We start from the raw sequence: 20,344 nt of genomic DNA, 5'->3' as shown, positions 1-20,344 counted from the left end.
TTAGCGGCTTCATCTTTAAGTTTCCAGCTTTTCGCTTTTCAGAAGAATAAGTGCCGCCAATTTTCGCGATACTATAACCTGTTATTTAAATAAAATGGCATACCTAATCGAACCAGTTTTAAGTTAAATGACTTATTGCACAACAAGTCACAAAACCGCGCATCATGACTCACTGTTGTTAGATCGAGAAAAGAACAACGCATACATGGCTGGAATCACCAAGAGTACAACGGGTAATGAGAACAACAAACCATAGCCCAGTGTGAGCGACATCGGGCCCATAAACACATCCATTCCACCTAACCCGTAAGCTAGAGGTAGCAGGCCTGCCACTGTGGTCAGTGACGTCATTACAATTGGACGCAGACGACTGACCGCCGCTTGAGTCACCGCCGTTATCACATCTAAACCTTCGATTCTTAGCTCATTGATTCGGTTTATCAGCACTAGTGAGTTGTTGACCACAACACCCGTCATCCCAAGTACACCAATCAATCCAAACAAAGACATCGGCTGCATGTGAACCACGAGTGCCATCAATGAAGCCATAATCGCGAACGGGATGACCGCCATAATGAGCAGTGGTTGCAACAATGAATTGAACATCACCGCCAATACGAAGTAGATAGCAACCATCGCCGCAGGGAATACCACCATGAAGCCACTCATGGTTTCGTTGGTACTTTCAGCCTCACCGCCTACGTTAATGGTCACGCTCGGTGGATATTGACCCGTGAGCTCTGTCAGTAGTTCATCGGATAACGCAACCGGACTAATACTCTCATCAGACAAAGCCGCCGATACCGTTACTTCTCGCTCACCGTTGTAATGCTTAATAAGGCGAGGGATTTCTATCTGTTCAACCATGGCTAATCGACTGAGTGGTACTTGCTGCCCATCTGCTGTGTAAATTTTGGTGGTTTTCAGTTTCTCGATATCGCGAAATTGCTCGTCCAAGACCACACGGATATCGACTTCTTGATCGCCAAGCCAAGTGGATGTCACGCTGTTGCCATCAAAACCCACACGCAACGCATTCGATAAATCACTCACCGTTAAGTTGTACTTCGCCAACCAATGATACTGAGGAACAATATTCAATTGAGGATCTTTCAATGCCTCACTGTGATTGATGCTGGTCACGCCTTGGTAGTCTTCTAGCCAAGCCATCACCAAATCCACAGTTTGATTGCGTTCACTCTCAGTTCCGCCAAGTACACGTACCTCAACGGGGTCGCCGGGAGGAGGACCACCAGCATCAATCGAAAACTTGATGAACATGTCACCAGACAGCGCTGCCAACTCTTCATTGAGCGCCGTAATAATCTGTTCCGCAGAGCGGGTGCGTTGGTCAAAGTTAGTTAAGTTGATAACCCCTTGAGATACTGATGACGAGTAAATCAACTCATAGCTAACCAATTCATTTTCTGGCAGAGATTCAATCGCTTGCTCTATCAATTGATGAGCATCGCGCACTTTAGTGAGCGGAGTACCCGCCTTCACTTCGGTGTACACCTCAATGTATTTACCTGCTTCTGTCGGGAAGATATCCACTTTCAACGAAGATACCAAAAAGCCAGAAGCTGCGAAGCCAACCAACGCCAATGCAATCACTGACTTCTTGTAGTTCAGAGCCATATTCAGCAGAGAGCGATAACGGTTTGAGATCCATTCAAATCGATCTTTCTCTTGTGTCTTTGAGTTGCTCTCTTTAGCCAACGATAAATGCGCTGGCAACGTTAAGGTACATTCAATGAATGAGAACACGAGCGCTGCGATAACGGTAATCGGGATCACAGCAACCGCTTTACCCATGGTACCCGGAATGAACATCATCGGGATAAATACCAAGGCCGTTGTGACAAGGCTTGCCATCAATGGTTTGATCACTTTTAAAGTACCCGACACCGCAGCATCGACACCTTTTTTGCCCGCTTCTTTTTCTTGGAAGATGCTCTCGGCGATGATCACCGAGTCATCAACGATAATGCCGATCACCAACAACAGTGCTGCGAGTGTGATGCTGTCTAAGTTCAACCCCATGATTGGCAAAACGATCATCACACCGAAGACACAGAATGGGATAGAGACCGAGACCCAGAAAGCGACGCGTCGTTGCAGGATCATGCTCAAGATCAACAGAACCAACACCAAACCTATCGCACCATTGGTTGCCACGATAGAGAACTTCTCATCCATATCCTGACCAAGATCGAGGCTGTTCTGGAAAATAAATTGGTCGCCAATGCGTTCGCTTTCTTTGTCCAACAGAGCCTTAATGCTGTCGATAGTTGTAATGACATCTGCACTGCCGCTATTTGTGATAGAGAAAATGACCGCAGGTTTCCCGCTCATCACCGGATCTTCGGTTGCTCGCGCGAAGGTATCAATAACGGTCGCCACATCCGACACTCGGACAACTTGACCAGAATCTAGCGCCTTAATCACGATGTTAGACACATCACCCGTCGACTCTACTTTCGTCATGGTGACAATCTTTTGCTCTTGGCTCCATGACTCGACAAAACCACCCGATTGAGACAGGTTGTGTTGCTCTATCGCGGTGCTCACATCATCGAAAGCAACTTGATAGCGGCGTGCTTTTTCAGGGTCAACTTCAACCCAAAACTCTCGCTCATTAAAACCAGAAAGCTTGATAGAACCCACGCCACCAAGACTGTTAATTTTCTTTTCTAATTGATACGCATAATGCTGTAACGACGCTGAATCTGTATTGCTCTCAGTTAGGCTCACGCCAAAGTGATAAACATCAAAAGAAGAGGTTTTCTGCTGAGTCACAACCGGGGGCGAGTCAATATCTTTCGGCAGATTACCGACTCGGTCCACGGCTTGCTGTATATCTCTCAAGATCATAGCCGCATCTTCACCAGGCAAATATTCGACCTCGATAAAAGAACGTCCTTCTGAGGATTCTGATGAAAAGTAGGCAATGCCATCGACTGAACGAAGTTCTTTCTCTATCGGGTTAGTGATGTTCAGTTCAATGTCTTGAGCTGTCGCGCCCGGATAGCTGGTTTCAATTTCTGCCGTGTCCATCGCAACATCTGGATACTCTTGTAAATTGAGCTGCATTAGCGACATAGCACCCGTCAACAACACCATAACGGTGATGATACGAGCCAAAAACTGACGATTCGCGAAGTATGCTAAAAAGTTCATCTCTACTGCCCTTTACTGTCATTCGATATTGCTTGATTCGATGCTGTTTGAGCGGTTGTCATACTTTGAATAGAAAGATCCGTCGAGGCGTAAACTGACATGCCCGGCTTAAACTGATGACCTTGGTTGGTGATCTCGACCAATACTGGGTAGGTTAAATTTTGCATCTCAACGCCAATGCGCTGCACGCTCGCTTCCATCTTTATCTCAGGGTTGGTTTCAGACCACACCACCACTTCTTGACCAACAGTGAAGTGTTTTAGGTCATACTCACTTGCCATAAATGACAGAGTGACCTTATCAATATTGACCACTTCATAAAGCAAGTCCCCCTCACTTACCCAAGCTCCCGATTGCGCGGGTTTGTTGGATATATAACCCGAAATAAGAGATTCAATCTGAGTATTTTCAAGGTCCACTTGAGATTGTTGGTAGTCAATTTGAGCCACAGACACTGACGCTTTCGCGCTTAAAAATTCAGCACGTGCTGTGTCTAGCTCACCGATTGAGAGGCTGTTCTTTTCGATAAGGGCTTGATAGCGGTTATAAGTTGCTTTTCGTAATGCAAGATTCGCTTCAGCAAGGGCTAGATTCGCTTTAGCCTTATCCACGCTAAACTTAAAATCGTTGGCTTTAATCTGAGCAAGCACTTGTTGTTGGTTGACGGCGTCGCCCACTTCAAGGTTATTCATCTCCACGACACCGGGCACTTCTGCCACAACACTGTGTTTGTTCAACCCTTGAACGTGACCGATCAGCTCTGTTGCTTGAGTTATTGATACTTGAGTCGTTGAGACACCGAGAAGTGCAGCCAGCACGATAATTTGAGTTTTCATAATTCAACCTTCACCTATTGATGTGAGCTATTGTTGAACTGTCTTTGTCGAATTAAAGTCGAAGTCGATTCGACATTGAAAAATAATCGGAAGACGTTGAATTTTTTGATTAACGCTATCAATTAGACATAAATTCGACATAATTTTGGATAGGCTACGTTTTTGTTTGGAGTCAAAGTTTGCTGGGAGTCGATGTTTTGATGAGAGCAGATATTTTAATGGAGCAAATAGATGCTTGAGCGCAGTCGTATTTTAGTTGTTGAAGACAATATCGAACTACAAGGCATTATTGCCGACTTCTTAGAGGTTAAAGAGGCTATCGCGGATTTTGCTTCAGATGGCGATCAAGGCTTCAAGCTAGCAATGAAGAACAACTTCGATGCAATTATCCTAGACGTTATGCTGCCCAAGCTTGATGGTATGCAAGTGGCCACTAAACTGCGCCAAAATGGCGTAACGACACCGATTTTGATGCTAACAGCCTTGAATGGCCAAGAAGATCTATTAAACAGCTTCGATTCTGGCGCGGATGACTTTGTGACCAAGCCCTTCAATTTTCCAGAACTAGAAGCTCGTCTTTGCGCCCTCATCAAACGCAATAAAGGCTTGGTTACCCAAAAAACTTTAAGTTATGGCGAGGTGATGATTAATGAAAAAACACACACAGCTTCAAGAGACGGACAAACGCTAACTCTGACCCCTATCTTGTTCCAAATTCTGAGAGAGTTAGTGAAAGCTCAGGGCGGTGTCGTATCTCGTGAAAGCTTAATCTTCATGCTTTGGGGAGATGACATTCCAGACAAAGATGTACTTCGTAGCCATATCTATTTGTTAAGAAACGTCCTCGATAAGCCATTCAAGTTTCCTATGTTGAGACGATTCCTAAACACGGTTTTCAATTGATCTTATATGCAAGCGAGCCGCAATAAACATGAAGATTCGAACCAAGCTAGGCAACTCCATCGAGGATGTCAGGATCCGCACCATGCGTACCTTTGCTGTCATCGCACTGGTTTCTTCATGCGTGGTATTTTTTGTGTTCTCGCTTCGTTTAGTTTGGCAGGAAGAGGCTCAAATAGAGAGCCACCTCAAATCATTTAGAGGTGTGGCAGAACAATTCTACAAACGCCTTTCACCCGAAGGTAGCCTAAAGCTCTCGGACAACGTGACTGCTTATTATGGTGAAGGCGACTTTACCGACCAACTCAAAAAACTACCGCCCATGGCATTGGATACAGTGGATCGCCAACGTTTTGAAATAAGACTCTCTGAAGAAGACATTATTATTCCCGGCGTGATCGTCTATCACTTTGCGTTTGAAGATCAAGGCAAAAATATTCCGACTTACATCACCATCAGCTCTTTTGATATGGACCTATGGGATGACAGTTGGGGTGTATTGATGGCAATCTCAACTTTGCTTATGCTCGGACTGATCATTGTTTTGCGGATTACTCTCAAGCGAGTGTTCGACCAACTGATGGCACCGATTAAAAACCTCAGCACTCAACTCAGCAAACATGAGTCCGATAACTTCCATGTCCCGACGAATACCGTTGATGAATTGCAGATACTCACCTCACACCTCAACAGTTACTCAAAAATGAAAGACCGACTTGCCAAGCAAGAGATGATGTTTGCGAAATACGCTAGCCACGAATTAAAAACACCGATAGCGATTGTTCTTGGCGCTGCCGAATTGCAAGCTATGAAGCCTAACGACCTAGCATTCCAAACCAAGCAACGCGAACGTATTCTTGGGGCGGCCAATGGCATGAGTTCCACCGTTGAGGTGTTATTGAACATTGTTAAACAAGAGAACTCTTCAACCGAAAAAACACTCACCGTTATCAACGATGCCACTATCGATTTATCGAAGTACCACTCGATGTTAGCTTCTGGCGTTGAATTGGTATTAAACGTTGCACCAAACACCACGCTCAACATGCCGTTGCCACTGGTGAATATGGTATTGAAGAACTACATTGAAAACGCGATTCGATTTACCACGCAAGGTGAAATCTCGGTGACCATCAACTCAAACACGATTTCCGTTTCTGATACTGGCGCAGGGCTGAATGATGATACAAAAACTGAACACGGCCTTGGCCTAATCATCGTAAAACGCATCGGAGACAGTTACGGCTGGACATCAACTCTGACTGATAACGCGCATTCAAACTCGACATCAAACAGTTTTGGCTGCACTGCGAACTTTTCTCGAAACGATGTATAAACTGCGTATATTCAAAAGCGGCTCTTACAAGAAACAGCGTATACAAAAAAGGACATCGAGTGATGTCCTTTTTTAATGAATCTGAGGAATGAGCTATTCCGCCTTTCCTTTCACTCCACACCCTTTAATCACTAACTGGGTGATGAATTCAGCGGCATCTTCATAGTCTTTGTCATCGAGCTGATCTTTCTGCATCACGCTGCAAATCTGCCAGCCAAAATCGGCGTAAGTTTGGGTGGCTGCCCAGATGGTAAACATCAGGTGGTGTGCAGGAACGTCATCCATTAAACCTTGTGCTGACCACGTTGAGAACTTATCGAGGATCATCTGAGATTGCTTATACAGCTCATCACCAATCTCTTTCGGAAGCACCTTAGCGCCCGACATCACTTCATTGGCAAACACTTTAGAGGCGTGCGGATGATCACGAGAAATGATCAGCTTGGTTTGAATATATTGAGACAAGGCTTCAACAGGGTCGCTGAGCTCTTCAATCGGACGTGACGCTTCCAGTAAGGGCTGAGTGACGGTTTCTAGAACAGCATTGTAGAGCTTATCTTTGGAGCTGAAATAATAGAATACATTAGGTTTAGGGATGTCGGCCGCTTTCGCGATATCAGCCATTTTTGTTGCGGCATATCCATGAGTAGCGAATTGTTCACACGCGACTTCGATGATTAAATCTTGATTCTTTTGTCTGATCCTAGACATGTTGCATCCTTTACAGCTCATTACTAAAGCCATAGTAATCAACGTGCTTCATTAGTCCAGAAGATAATCTCAGAACTCAAGGTCACCGCATTGATAACAATAAAATGGCCGCTCTATTTGTTAAGAAGCGACCATTCCATACCGTGTTTTTGAACTGTTCAAGTTAAAGAATCAATATTGCGCGGAAGTCATTCACATTAGTCAGCGTTGGTCCCGTAGTAAGAAGCACATCGACTTGCTTGAAGAAATCGTAGCTGTTGTTGGCATCGAGGTAGTCTTGCGCTTTAAGCGACAAGCTCGAACCTTGTTGCCATGTTTGTGGGGTAATCCACGCGCCCGCATTGTCTTCCACGCCATCAATCCCGTCGGTATCAGCCGCCAGAGCGAAGATATTGTCTTGGCCTTTAAGCTCATTATACAAGCTCAATAAGAACTCACAGTTACGCCCACCGCGACCATTGCCTTTAACGGTTACTGTGGTTTCGCCACCGGAAAGTATCACGCAAGGCGTCACAAATGGATGATTGTTATTAGCCACTTGTTTGGCCAATGCAGCATGTACCTTCGCCACTTCTCGCGCTTCACCCTCAATGCAGTCACTCAGCACATAAGCAGGAATACCTAAACCTTCGGCCTCTGCCGCGGCTGCTTCCAATGCCGACATCGGCGTGGCAATAATATGGTGCTCTGCGTTTTTCCAACAGACGTCATCTGGCTTAACGGTTTCTGACTCTGGATTATTTAACCATTCAAATGCCGAGCGTGGCGTTTCTATCTGGTAACGTTCTAAAATTGCCATCGCATCAAAACGTGTCGTGGTGTCGGGTACGGTTGGGCCTGATGCAATCACACTGATGTCATCGCCAGGTACATCTGAAATCGCTAAAGAGACTACTCTTGCTGGATACGCAGCTTTCGCTAGTTGCCCACCTTTGATAGACGATAAGTGTTTACGCACACAGTTCATCTCATCAATGGCGGCGCCTGATTTAAGCAGCGCCTTATTGATTTGTTGCTTCTCAGCCAAGCTGATGTCGCCACCGGGCAGGCTTAGCAAAGCAGAACCGCCGCCAGACAGTAGACAAATAACGGTGTCGTCAGCACTCAGGCCACTCACTAATTCCAGCATACGTTGGCTCACTTCTAAGCCCATCGCATCCGGGACGGGGTGCGCCGCTTCGATCACCTCAATGTGTTCGCAAGGTGCGGTGTGTTCGTAGCGGGTCACGACTAAACCTTCAAGATCACGCAGTGCGAGATCTTGCTGTTGCTTAACTTGCCAGATGGCCTCTAGCTCAGCGGCCATCGACGCGGCCGCTTTTCCTGCGCCAATTACCACAGTTCGCCCAGCTTGGTTAGCTGAGCGATAAAAAATGTCTTTAGGAAGAAAAGGTTCGATGTGATTTTTAGGTAGCGCCTGATTAACAGCACTTGAGAAAAGGGTTTGTAGAAACTGCTTAGCATCAATGTCCATCAGCCACTCCTTAGTTGACGGAGAAAAAAAGAACCCCGATACAAGGCCAAAGGGTGCCTGCTAAGATCAAGTTGGAAAGGAACAACTTCAACCTCTGCCTCGTATCAGGAACGCGTATAAAAGGAGACGAAACTACGCGATTTATAAACAAACTGTTTGAAACTGGTGGGCTACGAATCAATAGCAGCCCGAATTAATTAATGGATAATCAGTTGATTGACTAACCACTAAACAGACGAACCGTTAATTAGATTAACGAATCGAGTGGTCAGAACGTTTCTCAATCGCTTGAATAAGCGCAGAGTGGTCCCAACTTTCTCCGCCCATTTCGGCACACTCGCCAAACAGCTCTTGAGCGTTAGCCGTATTCGGTAATGCAACCCCTAACTCTTGTGCGCCCGTTAGCGCAAGATTCAGGTCTTTCTGGTGAAGCGATATTCTAAAGCCCGGGTCGAATGTGCCTTCAACCATGCGTTCGCCGTGCACTTCCAAGATCTTAGAATTAGCAAAGCCACCTAATAGAGCCTGACGAACTCGTGCTGGATCAGCGCCTGCTTTTGATGCAAACACCAATGCTTCAGAGACCGCTTCAATGTTTAGTGCAACGATGATCTGGTTGGCAACCTTACAGGTTTGACCCGCACCGTTGTCGCCTACTAGCGTGATGTTCTTACCCATGATTTCGAACAGAGGTCGTGCTTTATCAAAGGCGTCTTGCTCACCGCCCACCATGATAGTCAGAGCCGCGTTAATCGCGCCCACTTCACCACCTGAAACTGGAGCATCGAGGTATGAAGCACCACCTTCGTTGATGCGCGCTGCAATCGCTTTGGTTGCGATTGGCGAGATTGAACTCATATCGATAACCAGCTTACCCGTTGCGCCACCTGCTGTGAGACCTTTCTCGACGCCGTTGTCACCAAACAGGACATCTTCAACTTGAGGGGTATTCGGCACCATTAGGATAATGATATCCGCGGCTTCAGCCGCTTCCGCTGGTGAATGACAGACCGTTGCGCCCGCTGCCACAAGATCGGCAGGTGCTGCATTAAAGTGATCCGACAGAATCAAATCGTGACCTGCTTTTTGAAGGTTACTCGCCATAGGTTTACCCATGATGCCAGTTCCGATAAATGCAATTTTAGACATGTTGTTCTCCTTAACGTTTGAGGGTTACCAGACGTAATTAACGGTACTGGTGCAGCCAACCAAGGCCTTCTGTCGTTGTCGTTTTAGGTTTGTATTCGCAGCCAACCCAACCCTGGTAGCCCAGCTCATCAAGATAATTGAGCACGAATGGGTAATTGATTTCTCCAGTACCCGGTTCGTGTCGGCCTGGGTTATCAGCCAGTTGGACGTGTGCGATTTGGCCAATGTTCTGCTGCATAGTCGGCGTAAGATCGCCTTCCATTATTTGCATGTGATAAATATCGTATTGGATAGAAAGGTTATTGCTCCCGACCTCTTTGATGATCGCTTTGGCTTGCTCTGTGGTGTTCAAGAAGAAGCCCGGAATATCGCGGGTGTTGATCGCTTCTATCACTAAGCTGATACCTTCTGCTGCTAGCGCGTTTGCCGCGTAATGCAGGTTAATCACAAACGCCGATTGCGCGTCTTGTTGGGTCACACCTTGTGGAACAATCCCGGCCAAGCAATTCACTTGTGTACAGCCAAGAGCCTTCGCGTAAGCAATCGCTTTAGGCACACCCGCTTGAAACTCTTCAACTCGCGCTGGGTCTACCGCAATACCACGGTCGCCAGCGTCCCAATCACCCGCTGGCAAGTTAAATAGCACTTGCTCTAGGTCATTAGCGTCGAGCTTTGCTTTGATTGCCTGAGCATCAAAGGCGTAAGGGAAAAGATACTCCACACCTTGAAAGCCCGCTTCTGCGGCAGCTTCAAAGCGATCCATAAAATCAACTTCCGTGAATAACATCGACAAGTTTGCTGCAAATTTTGCCATGACTCTGTCCTTATTCTTTATCTGTAAAAATCTGGGGTATTTGTAGTAAAGCCTCGCTCTATTGGAGACTTTCCGTAGAGCTAAACCTCAGCTCTACGGATACACATGACTTAATGATTACTTGTACGCTAGCGCTGTTGGGGCATCGCCACGGCTTTCGGCAAGCGGTTCAAATTCATTGATGGCGTTGATCTCTACGCCCATCGCAATGTTGGTTACTCGCTCAAGAATCAGCTCAACGACCACTGGCACCTTGTGCTTGTTCATCAGCTCTTTGGCTTGCTCAAACGCCGCGGCAATTTGGTCTGGTTCACGAACTCGAATCGCCTTACAACCTAAGCCTTCAACAACGGCTACATGGTCAACACCGTAGCCTTCAAGCTCTGGCGCATTCTGGTTATCGAACGCCAGTTGTACACAATAATCGATATCAAATTGGCGCTGTGCTTGGCGAATCAAACCTAAGTACGAGTTGTTCACCAACACATGAATGTATGGCAAGTTAAATTGCGCGCCAACGGCCAGCTCTTCGATCATGAATTGGAAATCATAGTCTCCAGAGATAGCGACAATATCGCGATCAGGATCAGCTGCTCGTACACCCAATGCGGCTGGTGTTGTCCAACCCAATGGGCCAGCTTGACCACAGTTGATCCAGTTACGAGGCTTATAAACATGTAGGAACTGAGCGGCAGCAATTTGCGACAAACCAATGGTGCTCACATAACAAGTGTCACGACCAAATGCCTTGTTCATCTCTTCATAAACACGCATCGGTTTCATTGGCGCTTCATCGAAATTGGTTTTACGCAGCATGGTCGACTTGCGTTCCTGACACTCACTTGCCCAAGCATTTCGGTTCGGCAGCTTGCCAGCGTCACGCCACTCTTGTGCCACTTCAACCATTAGCTCTAGTGCAGCTTTTGCATCAGAGACAATGCCTAAATCAGGACAGAACACGCGTCCGATTTGGGTTGGTTCAATGTCGACGTGTACGAACTTACGGCCTTCGGTGTAAACATCCACAGAGCCGGTATGACGGTTAGCCCAGCGGTTACCAACACCAAACACAAAATCAGAACTCAGCATGGTTTCGTTACCGTAACGGTGAGAAGTTTGTAGCCCCACCATACCCGCCATTAACTCATGATCATCCGGAATCGAGCCCCAACCCATTAAGGTTGGAATAACAGGAACACCAGTGATCTCGGCAAACTGCTGCAACAATTCAGACGCGCCAGCATTAATCACGCCACCACCCGATACAATCAGCGGTTTTTCCGATTGAGACATCATGGTTAATGCTTTCTCAACCTGCGCTCGGGTTGCTTGCGGTTTGTAAGGTTCTAGCGGTTCATAGGTATCGATATCAAACTCAATCTCAGCCAGCTGAACATCAATCGGTAGATCAATCAGGATTGGCCCCGGACGACCCGAACGCATTAAATGAAAGGCTTTTTGGAATGCACGTGGCACTTGTGCAGGTTCCAGCACCGTGGTTGTCCACTTAGTCACTGGCTTAGCAATGGATTCAATATCAACCGCTTGGAAGTCTTCTTTATGAAGGCGAGCACGCGGAGCCTGACCTGTGATGCATAGAATTGGAATCGAATCTGCAGTCGCAGAATAAAGGCCCGTGATCATGTCCGTTCCCGCAGGACCAGAAGTACCAATACACACACCTATATTGCCTTGATTGGTACGTGTGTACCCTTCAGCCATATGGGATGCACCCTCTACGTGACGAGCTAAGACGTGGTCGATTCCTCCGAGCTTTTTCATAGCCGCATACATAGGGTTTATTGCTGCGCCGGGAACACCAAATGCGATGTCTACACCTTCACGTTTAAGCACTTCAACCGCTGCTTCAATCGCTTTCATAACTGCCATTCGAACCTCCAGTTCAGATTGTATACAATTAAACTAACTTTTGTGTACTATGAACCATCCTCGCTATTTATCAACCCCAAAATGAAACAATCTTGTTACATCACACGGCCACTTTGAGTAAGCACCAACCTTGAAAAGCTTACAATTCATTGCTTTACATAAAATATCTTTACGTAAAAATAAATGACAAAAAAATCAAATGATAAATAAATGTTAAATACCCTTTGCTTGTTTACAATTTATGCAATATAAATATCCTTAAAAAGAGCATTTTGTATACAAAGTGACATCGTATTGTTCAAAGGAGACAACAGTGATGAATGACGTAAAAGAGAGAGAAGAAGTACAGTGTATGCAGGTACTCGGGAATATGGACAACTCCGAGTACAAAGAGATCTTGTCTAAAGATGCATTAAAATTCTTAGAAGCTCTCGTCAATAAGTTTGGAGATCGCCGTCATGCCCTGCTAAGTGACCGCGACGTAAAGCAAGCTCAATATGACGAGGGTGAGTTACCCAACTTCAGAAAAGACACCGTTTCTATTCGTCAGAATAAAGAGTGGAAAGTGGCAACACCGCCGCCAGAGTTACTGGATCGCCGCGTAGAGATCACCGGACCTATCGAAAGAAAGATGGTGATCAACGCGCTAAACTCAGGCGCGAAAGTCTTCATGTGTTGCTTTGAAGATGCATCTTCCCCGACTTGGGCCAACATGGTCGAAGGGCAAATCAACCTAAGAGATGCCAACCTTGGCACCATTAGTTATTTCGATGAGAAGCAGCAGAAACGTTACCAATTAAATAACGATCCTGCACTGCTGATCGCACGCCCACGAGGGATCCACCTTCCTGAGCAATCCATCCAATTCAACAATCAGCCTATCGGCGGTTGCTTGATGGACTTCGCCTTGTACTTTTTCCACAACTATCAATCACGTGCACCACAAGGCTTAGGCGTTTACTACTACATTCCAAAGCTAGAAAGCATGGAAGAAGCACAGTGGTGGGACGATATTTTCAGCTTCACCGAAAACTATTTCCACGTACCCAAAGGCACCATTCGTGCGACGGTTTTGATTGAGACACTTCCAGCCGTATTCCAAATGGAAGAGATCTTGTATGCAATGCGCGATCATATCGTAGCGATGAATTGTGGCCGTTGGGATTACATCTTTAGCTACATCAAAACTCTGAAAAACCATAAAGACCGCATCCTGCCTGACCGCCACGGGATCGGCATGGATCAAGAGTTTCTAAATGCCTACAGCCAGCTGTTGGTACGTACTTGTCACGCTCGCGGTGCACTGGCGATGGGTGGTATGTCGGCCTTTATTCCAGCGAAAGACCCGCAAGAGATGGCGCGTGTGACTGCCAAAGTAATTGAAGACAAACAGAGAGAATCTCAAAACGGACACGATGGGACTTGGGTAGCGCACCCTGCACTGGTTGATTTGGCAATGTCGATCTTTGATAAGCACCTTGATGGCAAAGTGAATCAAATGGATTTCCAAAGCCCAGAGCATGTGATCAATGCAGACTCATTGCTAAAACCTTGTGAAGGCAGCCGTGACGAAGCAGGAGTACGTAAAAATATACGCATCGCGCTGTATTACATCGAAGCTTGGATTCAAGGCTACGGCTGTGTACCTATCTACGGACTAATGGAAGATGCCGCGACCGCTGAGATATCAAGAGCCAATATCTGGCAATGGATCCACCACGGAGTAACACTCGATGATGGCCAAACCTTTACCAAATCACTATTCCACTCTTGGCTTTACCAAGAGCTAGACACCATAAAACATGAAGTCGGAGACTCGCGCTATATAGCAGGTCGATTTGAAGAGACAGCCGATCTTTTCTATCAACTTTCTACAGCCGAAGAGTTCGCTGCCTTCCTAACTTTACCCAGCTATGGGCTATTACAAGAGTCCAGTTAAGACTCTTGTTCCGAGCTGAATCAGCCAATGATATTCACCAACAAGAGTAATGATTGGCTGGCTGAGCTTGGTACGTATGCCCCTTGAAAAACTAGGAGATAACATGGGAAGTTTGACTCTACAACAAGCGTTAACCATCATCGATGGCACCTTACAAGCAGGAAGTAAGATCCACACAGAACCTTTGACGGTCGCCGTCTTAGACAGTGGTGGCAAGCTGATTTCCCTGCAACGTCAAGACGGTTCTAGCATGATGCGACCAGACATCGCGATTGCTAAAGCGTGGGGAGCTCTCGCACTGGGCTGTTCCTCTAGAAAACTCGCCCAAGATGCTGACAACCGACCAGCATTCATCTCCGCCGTAAACGTGCTGGCACACGGAAACATGGTGCCAGTACCAGGGGGGCTACTGATTCGAGACAAAGATAAAACGGTACTGGGCGCTATCGGGGTTAGCGGCGATATATCAGATATCGACGAAAGCTGCGCCATTAATGGCATTGGCTGTGCTGAACTGTTTAGCGACGAGATGCTGCAAGCTTAACTAGCCAATTAGCTGTACTTGAAGTTCTTAGACAAGAACAAAAAACCGAAGCCTGAGCTTCGGTTTTTATTCATAAGTTGCGCCAACAACACTAACGAATAAACTGCGATTAGACAAAAACCACTAACGAACAAGAACCATTAAGCGCGTCCATTTGGCGTCTTGCTTAAACTTATTAGACAACCAATAATCAACACTAAACGATCCCGCGCCAAGTACCGCTAACGCCAAATACCCACCAGCAACAGAGACGTTTTTGTAGAAATGAATCATTTGTCCCGATGAACTTGGGTCGAAGTGAAACATAACACCAGAGACTAAAGAGAAAAATGCAATCGAGAACGCTGTAAAGCGAGTCATAAATCCAGCTAAAATTGCAAGCCCGCCACCGAGTTCAAGCAAGATAACCAAAGGCAACAAGTGAGCACTAACTCCTTGAGATGCCATATATCCCGCAGTTCCTTCATAGCTAAATAGCTTTCCCCAACCCGCTTGAATAAACAAGTAAGCCAATAAAATACGAGCGAAAAAAGTCAGTGTGTCGTTCAATCTGGTGTTCATAGTTCTAAGCCTTAATAAGTTTCATTGCCGATAGGTTATTCGACTTAGCATTAAGATGATAACGAGAAAAATAGAACAACTTGTTTGAAATTTTAGTAGACATACTCGCATACAAATTACTGACTAAATCCGAAGATTCAAAAGCCTCAATACTGTTACCATTGCCTTAAACTCATTGAAACACTTGCCTCACTTCTATTGATTTTATGAAGACTCTAAAGAAAACACTGCCGCTCGACACCTTACAAATACTAGATGTTCTACAACGTGAAGGGACTTACTCGTCAGCCTCTGCGCATCTCAATCGATCCGTTTCTGCATTGAGTTATCAGATTCAAAAGTTGGAAGATGAACTCGGCATCTTGATCTTAGATCGTTCAGGACACAGAGCCGTGTTTACCCAGGTTGGACAAATGTTAGTGGAAAATGGCCGACAGTTGCTAACTGGGTCAGATGAACTCATAAACCAAATACAACGTTTCTCAAGTGGTTGGGAAAGCGAACTGTTTGTCTCCTATGACGGCATTATCGGACAAGACATTGCGTTGTCGTTAATCGCCGACATGGCAACAGAATGCAGCACGCAACTGTATGTCCAAGAGGATATTTTGTCGGGGGGCTGGGAAGCATTAATCTCAGGAAAAGCAGATATTCTTATCTCATCGATGCCCAATATCGAGCTACCGAATACTGTGAACAGTAAAACCATCGGCCGTGTAGAAATGATCTGGGTGGCCGCGAAAAATGCCTCCATTTTAAACGAACCAAATCCGCTCAATGAAACCACACGACGTGAACACACAATCATCGCAGTGGCCGATACCGCTAAGTCAGCGCCTAAAATCACCAAAAATATATTATTGAATCAAAAAACCAGTACGGTAAGTTCGATGAGCAGTAAGTTAACGGCAATTCAACGTAACCTTGGTATCGGTACTCTACCCAAGCAATTAATCACATCCGAGTTAGAAGCTGGAAGTTTAGTGGAAATTGGCCACGCAAGAACCGTTAATATCGTACTGGCGTGGCAAATAGGCAACATGGGAAAAGCCAAAACACTCGCTTTGAAAAAGTTAGAAAACTGCTGGAGAGCATCGGCTCAAACTCGCTAGCTCGATCCTATTCAGATAAGCCGACAAGCCTATTTATCTCGTCCAATAAATCGACTTTGTTGGACACTCTCTCCTTGAGGTGTGGTTGCTTCAAATCGGTACACCCTCGGGATATTTCCCTTGTAGAAAAATGCTTGTCCTCTGTCTGATGTTTCTGTCACCTGCTGACCTCTAATATTAGTGGTCACCTGCGCATTAGGAACGCGTTCTCCATCTTGATAAACCGTAACGACGACGCCATTGGTTTGTTCGTTGATCGACATTTTCAATTCTGCATGAGATGCAAATGACGTCACTAGTAGTGCTGCGCTAAGGGCTATTTTAAGTTTCATTTTAGTCTTCTCTGTATTGTGGGAATACGAGAAATATACGGATGGGGACTCTCTATTGATAACGGGAAGTCTTAAATAGGATGTCCTAAAATATTGAATTACATCGATGGAACTTGTTCGGTTTTCTGGCTCAGTGCCGTTCCCAAATTAACGGACACTAAATAGCGCAACACCAAATTGCAGACAAAAAAAACCGAAGCTCATCACTTCGGTTTTCAAATCAGATTAAGCTAGCTCAGTTCAATAAATTCAACAAGCTGCTCCAGCTAGTCAATTACTCGTAAGCACTCAACCATGTTTTCAGCAGCTGGTTAGTATTTTTCTTCTGGCTCGCAGACAGAGATTTCACCAGCTTCTTCTGCGTTTCAACATGCTCAGTCATCATTTGGTCAATAAGAATAAGACCATCTTTTGTTAACTGAACACTCACGCTACGTCTGTCTTCTTTGCTGTGCTCACGACTGATCAGCCCTTTAGCTTCTAGCTTATCAAGGCGATTGGTCATCGCGCCGGATGTCAGCATCATCGAACCTATCAGCTCAGAGGGAGTGAGTCGGTAAGGCTTTCCAGAACGTCGCAAGGTGGCTAGCACATCAAACTCACCCAGCTTCATGTCGTATTTTTTATGAAGCTCGGCAACCTGCGTCTCCATATACTTGGCAATACGCATAATCCGGCCCATCATTGCCATAGGCTCAGTTTCTAATTCGGGCTTTTCCTTTGCCCATTGCTCTACAACGCGGTCGATAGCATCCATTTGCAATCTAGCTCCGTGATTAGTCTTGTTTACTTCAAACTAGTTTAACATAAAGATACTTTACAACCACTAGTTCTCAGTATACAGTTCACACAATAGTTATCTTAACGTAAAGATATTTTAAATGAACATATTATTAGCAATGATCCCCGCGTTCTTTTGGGGAACAACCTATGCAGTGACGCAATTTACGCTACAGGAGTGGCCACCATTATTACTCGGTGCTTTGCGTGCGTTACCTGCTGGTTTGTTATTGCTAGCAGTAAAGCCGACACTTCCTAAAAAAGGCGAGTGGCAGATCATTTTCACATTGGGCCTTGTCAATATTGCGACCTTCTTTGGCCTGATCTTCGTGATGGCACTAACGCTGCCTTCAGCGATTTCTGGCGTGGGTATGATCTCAGTGCCTGTATTCGCAATGATCTTTCATTGGGTAGTGAAAAAGCAGCGCCCGCATTTGATTCAAGCCCTGTCTGGTATTGGCTTGATCACCTTAGCGTGGATACTGTTTAACCCAAGCCAAATCGCTTTGAATCCAATCGGTTTAGGTGCAATGTTCGCCGCAATCATGTGTATTGTCATCGGCAGCAGCATTACAAAGTCACTGGGTAATCGCATGCACTGGTGGAAGGTATTAACGTGGCAGCTGATTCTGGGCGGTGCGATTTTGTCTTTCGCGTCTGGCGTTCATGCGTTCGTCGACCCGCAACCTTATGTTAATGCTGTCACTCATTTCGATTCTCGCAATGCAATGGGTCTATTGTGGGTAATTGGGCTAAATACAGCACTAGGTTACGGTATGTATGTATGGTTACTACAACGTATGTCAGTGGTCGATTTCACCTTCGGTGGCATCGCTAACCCAGTGGCTGGCATCGTTACGGGGATGGTGTTAATGGGTGAATCCTTTACTCCAGTACAGTATTCACTGATGACAGGCATGATCGTGATGTCACTACTACCACAGCTTATTCTGGCAGTAAGGCAAACCAAAACGGTCAAACCCGTTACGCAGTAAAAGATTTAGATTGTTACTTATGAACCCGCCAAGTGCGGGTTTTTCTTTACAGGCATCACACCTATATAAAATATGTATTTGTTCTCGTACCGACCCAACCTTATAGTTAAATAACTAATAATAAGGTGCTCAATATGGCAAAAGACTTGTTTTCTAGCTTAGATTTAAATCTACTGCGAACTTTTATGATCCTGCATCAAGAGCGGAATATGCGCAAAGCATCCGAACGTTTGTTCGTATCTCAACCGGCGATCAGTAAAGCTCTACAAAGATTACGCGATCATTTTGACGATGAGCTATTTGTACGGATTACGTGCAACTGAGCATGCCAATATCCTCGCAGAGAGTATTTCGCCAATACTTGATGAACTTTCTTTCGCTATTAATAACAGCAATGATTTTAATCCCGCTGAACTACAAGGAGTGGTCAAAGTCGCGTTATCCCCATATTTGCTGTCGTCTCTTTCAAGTAAGCTCTTTAAAGCCATTCGTTCTGAAGCACCGCTAGTACAAATTCAGCTATTGAATTGGTCAGGCACAACCATGACCGACATTATTAATGATGAAGTTTACATAGGGTTGAACTACGAGATTAACCATGCCCCTAAAGAACTACTGCAAAAGCCTATTGCACAAGATACTTTCAAAGGGTATGTCAGGAAAGATCACCCATACGAAAAAGAATTTTTAGAAATTAAAGATGGGGTAAATTTTGAATTAGCTTCAGTCATTGCGGTTGATTGGAATTCACACCAGTCACAAGCGGAGAAAATACTCAAAGTAAAAGGGTTGAAAGCAAACATTGGTTTCCGTTCAGAATTACCGTCTGCAGTTATTGATGTCGTCAAAAACTCAGACATGTTATTCCCAGCATCTAAATTCCTAGATATTGAACAAGAAACCTCATTAAGAGCCATTAAGTTGCTATTTGATAGTAGCTATTACGAACCAACGGTTTGTGCGTACTATCATCATAAAAACCGAAATAGCCCAATGACGCTGTGGTTGAGGAAAATACTTGAATCACAACTCAATAATAACCAGTAGTTATCACCCTCTTTATTCTGTTTCATTAATAACTCATCGTTAAGGCCTCTATTCTTTTAAGAGATTAGAGGCTTTTTTGTTCAGTCCATATACTTCTCTCATCGGCTAGGAACGCCACATAACTAGCGATTGAAGCATCTTAATATTCAGAAGGCTATCTAGCAGAAAATTAAATGAACGACTAATTACGGACATAGAATCAGCTAACACCATTGATATAAATATGCTAAGCAAGATGAAAAAGGAACGCAGAGCGTAGTTAATTTCTCTCAGGTTTAGGGTCGGATCAAAGTCGTAAAAACAAAATCTCTTTAACAAAAACAACGTCAGAAAATAAAACAAGCCGTCAAAGATCGCGCTAGTCAAAATAATAAATATAAAAGCAAAGGGGCCGCTTATCAGCGGCTCCTTTTTTGAAAGTTGAGGGTACGATGAAACGATTATTGATACCTTTTGTTGTATCTACAAACAACCATCAAAGACAAACATTCAATTACCTAGATCAAAGCTTAAGCTTCAAACAGCCAAGACGTCACTTTTACGCTGAAACCCAAATGGGTGGAACCTTATGTGAAATACACATTCGGTCAAAAGCGCGTTAGCCCCGGAGATGTATTTCGTTCAGATGGCAGCGTCGAGCTAGGTTTCAACCTTCGTTTTTAGTTTACCGTTTCGTGTGGTAGCTCTCACCCCTTTATAGTCTGATTAAATAAAGGGGCTTTTTGCTTCATAGCATGTCTTTCA

The 20,344-nt window shown here is 45.2% G+C and carries 15 protein-coding genes and 2 pseudogenes; 7 read left to right on the top strand and 10 right to left on the bottom strand.

Annotated features, from left to right (window positions below; all coding sequences use genetic code 11):
- Nucleotides 1-162: 162 nt before the first annotated feature.
- Nucleotides 163-3,180 carry an efflux RND transporter permease subunit gene (locus AC3CHU_RS19485; RefSeq protein WP_488526234.1) on the bottom strand — a complete coding sequence of 1,006 codons (3,018 nt, stop codon included), beginning with the start codon at nt 3,178-3,180 and terminating at the stop codon, nt 163-165.
- A 2-nt stretch (nt 3,181-3,182) separates the two neighbouring features.
- Nucleotides 3,183-4,016 (bottom strand): efflux RND transporter periplasmic adaptor subunit, encoded by an 834-nt coding sequence (locus AC3CHU_RS19480; RefSeq protein WP_017075248.1) that lies wholly within the window; start codon nt 4,014-4,016, stop codon nt 3,183-3,185.
- A 231-nt stretch (nt 4,017-4,247) separates the two neighbouring features.
- Here AC3CHU_RS19480 and AC3CHU_RS19475 point away from each other — a divergent pair.
- Both AC3CHU_RS19475 and AC3CHU_RS19470 read left to right on the top strand, forming a co-directional pair.
- Nucleotides 4,248-4,945, top strand: a pseudogene (locus AC3CHU_RS19475) (response regulator transcription factor).
- Between the two features lie 56 nt (nt 4,946-5,001).
- On the top strand, nt 5,002-6,252 hold the full coding sequence (locus tag AC3CHU_RS19470; RefSeq protein WP_488526233.1) for a sensor histidine kinase: 1,251 nt from the start codon (nt 5,002-5,004) through the stop codon (nt 6,250-6,252).
- Between the two features lie 93 nt (nt 6,253-6,345).
- Here AC3CHU_RS19470 and AC3CHU_RS19465 read toward each other — a convergent pair whose 3' ends face one another.
- From AC3CHU_RS19465 to gcl, 5 genes are all read right to left on the bottom strand, one after another.
- Nucleotides 6,346-6,963, bottom strand: coding sequence for a TetR/AcrR family transcriptional regulator (locus tag AC3CHU_RS19465; protein ID WP_017111425.1), 618 nt, complete (start codon nt 6,961-6,963; stop codon nt 6,346-6,348).
- 163 nt (nt 6,964-7,126) lie between these two features.
- Nucleotides 7,127-8,437, bottom strand: a complete 1,311-nt coding sequence (locus tag AC3CHU_RS19460; protein ID WP_488526232.1) for a glycerate kinase type-2 family protein — start codon at nt 8,435-8,437, stop codon at nt 7,127-7,129.
- 252 nt (nt 8,438-8,689) lie between these two features.
- The gene (locus AC3CHU_RS19455) at nt 8,690-9,586 is read right to left on the bottom strand and encodes a 2-hydroxy-3-oxopropionate reductase (protein WP_488526231.1); all 897 of its coding nucleotides are present in this window, start codon (nt 9,584-9,586) and stop codon (nt 8,690-8,692) included.
- A 37-nt stretch (nt 9,587-9,623) separates the two neighbouring features.
- The gene (gene hyi, locus AC3CHU_RS19450; RefSeq protein WP_488526230.1) at nt 9,624-10,400 is read right to left on the bottom strand and encodes a hydroxypyruvate isomerase; all 777 of its coding nucleotides are present in this window, start codon (nt 10,398-10,400) and stop codon (nt 9,624-9,626) included.
- A gap of 117 nt (nt 10,401-10,517) precedes the next feature.
- Nucleotides 10,518-12,290 carry a glyoxylate carboligase gene (gene gcl / locus AC3CHU_RS19445; protein WP_488526229.1) on the bottom strand — a complete coding sequence of 591 codons (1,773 nt, stop codon included), beginning with the start codon at nt 12,288-12,290 and terminating at the stop codon, nt 10,518-10,520.
- 313 nt (nt 12,291-12,603) lie between these two features.
- Here gcl and aceB point away from each other — a divergent pair, with 313 nt between their 5' ends.
- Nucleotides 12,604-14,229: a malate synthase A gene (gene aceB, locus AC3CHU_RS19440; RefSeq protein WP_488526228.1), complete on the top strand. Its 1,626-nt coding sequence runs from the start codon at nt 12,604-12,606 to the stop codon at nt 14,227-14,229.
- A 103-nt stretch (nt 14,230-14,332) separates the two neighbouring features.
- The gene (locus AC3CHU_RS19435; RefSeq protein ID WP_076674983.1) at nt 14,333-14,773 is read left to right on the top strand and encodes a GlcG/HbpS family heme-binding protein; all 441 of its coding nucleotides are present in this window, start codon (nt 14,333-14,335) and stop codon (nt 14,771-14,773) included.
- A 123-nt stretch (nt 14,774-14,896) separates the two neighbouring features.
- Here AC3CHU_RS19435 and AC3CHU_RS19430 read toward each other — a convergent pair whose 3' ends face one another.
- Nucleotides 14,897-15,334 (bottom strand): DoxX family protein, encoded by a 438-nt coding sequence (locus tag AC3CHU_RS19430; protein ID WP_017075257.1) that lies wholly within the window; start codon nt 15,332-15,334, stop codon nt 14,897-14,899.
- Between the two features lie 206 nt (nt 15,335-15,540).
- Between AC3CHU_RS19430 and AC3CHU_RS19425 the strand changes: the two genes are divergently transcribed.
- On the top strand, nt 15,541-16,446 hold the full coding sequence (locus AC3CHU_RS19425; protein WP_488526227.1) for a LysR family transcriptional regulator: 906 nt from the start codon (nt 15,541-15,543) through the stop codon (nt 16,444-16,446).
- A gap of 29 nt (nt 16,447-16,475) precedes the next feature.
- Here AC3CHU_RS19425 and AC3CHU_RS19420 read toward each other — a convergent pair whose 3' ends face one another.
- Entirely contained in the window at nt 16,476-16,778 is a 303-nt protein-coding gene (locus AC3CHU_RS19420) for a hypothetical protein (RefSeq protein ID WP_086714512.1), read from the bottom strand.
- Nucleotides 16,779-17,052: 274 nt separating this feature from the next.
- A complete protein-coding gene (locus AC3CHU_RS19415) occupies nt 17,053-17,535 on the bottom strand; it encodes a MarR family winged helix-turn-helix transcriptional regulator (RefSeq protein ID WP_010432677.1) in 483 nt (160 codons plus the stop codon).
- A gap of 124 nt (nt 17,536-17,659) precedes the next feature.
- Between AC3CHU_RS19415 and AC3CHU_RS19410 the strand changes: the two genes are divergently transcribed.
- Together AC3CHU_RS19410 and AC3CHU_RS19405 are read left to right on the top strand one after the other, a co-directional pair.
- Nucleotides 17,660-18,553 (top strand): DMT family transporter, encoded by an 894-nt coding sequence (locus AC3CHU_RS19410; protein WP_488526226.1) that lies wholly within the window; start codon nt 17,660-17,662, stop codon nt 18,551-18,553.
- Between the two features lie 134 nt (nt 18,554-18,687).
- Nucleotides 18,688-19,600, top strand: a pseudogene (locus tag AC3CHU_RS19405) (LysR family transcriptional regulator).
- Nucleotides 19,601-20,344: the final 744 nt, after the last annotated feature.

The organism is Vibrio sp. QJM3NY_39 (assembly GCF_057785895.1).
This window is presented reverse-complemented; position numbering and strand designations above follow the sequence as displayed.

Excerpts from the sequence above, each read along its gene's own strand:
- AC3CHU_RS19485 (WP_488526234.1), bottom strand. The coding sequence starts at position 3,180 with ATGAACTTTTTAGCATACTTCGCGAATCGTCAGTTTTTGGCTCGTATC.
- AC3CHU_RS19480 (WP_017075248.1), bottom strand. The coding sequence starts at position 4,016 with ATGAAAACTCAAATTATCGTGCTGGCTGCACTTCTCGGTGTCTCAACG.
- AC3CHU_RS19470 (WP_488526233.1), top strand. The coding sequence starts at position 5,002 with ATGCGTACCTTTGCTGTCATCGCACTGGTTTCTTCATGCGTGGTATTT.
- AC3CHU_RS19465 (WP_017111425.1), bottom strand. The coding sequence starts at position 6,963 with ATGTCTAGGATCAGACAAAAGAATCAAGATTTAATCATCGAAGTCGCG.
- AC3CHU_RS19460 (WP_488526232.1), bottom strand. The coding sequence starts at position 8,437 with ATGGACATTGATGCTAAGCAGTTTCTACAAACCCTTTTCTCAAGTGCT.
- AC3CHU_RS19455 (WP_488526231.1), bottom strand. The coding sequence starts at position 9,586 with ATGTCTAAAATTGCATTTATCGGAACTGGCATCATGGGTAAACCTATG.
- hyi (WP_488526230.1), bottom strand. The coding sequence starts at position 10,400 with ATGGCAAAATTTGCAGCAAACTTGTCGATGTTATTCACGGAAGTTGAT.
- gcl (WP_488526229.1), bottom strand. The coding sequence starts at position 12,290 with ATGGCAGTTATGAAAGCGATTGAAGCAGCGGTTGAAGTGCTTAAACGT.
- AC3CHU_RS19435 (WP_076674983.1), top strand. The coding sequence starts at position 14,333 with ATGGGAAGTTTGACTCTACAACAAGCGTTAACCATCATCGATGGCACC.
- AC3CHU_RS19430 (WP_017075257.1), bottom strand. The coding sequence starts at position 15,334 with ATGAACACCAGATTGAACGACACACTGACTTTTTTCGCTCGTATTTTA.
- AC3CHU_RS19425 (WP_488526227.1), top strand. The coding sequence starts at position 15,541 with ATGAAGACTCTAAAGAAAACACTGCCGCTCGACACCTTACAAATACTA.
- AC3CHU_RS19420 (WP_086714512.1), bottom strand. The coding sequence starts at position 16,778 with ATGAAACTTAAAATAGCCCTTAGCGCAGCACTACTAGTGACGTCATTT.
- AC3CHU_RS19415 (WP_010432677.1), bottom strand. The coding sequence starts at position 17,535 with ATGGATGCTATCGACCGCGTTGTAGAGCAATGGGCAAAGGAAAAGCCC.
- AC3CHU_RS19410 (WP_488526226.1), top strand. The coding sequence starts at position 17,660 with ATGAACATATTATTAGCAATGATCCCCGCGTTCTTTTGGGGAACAACC.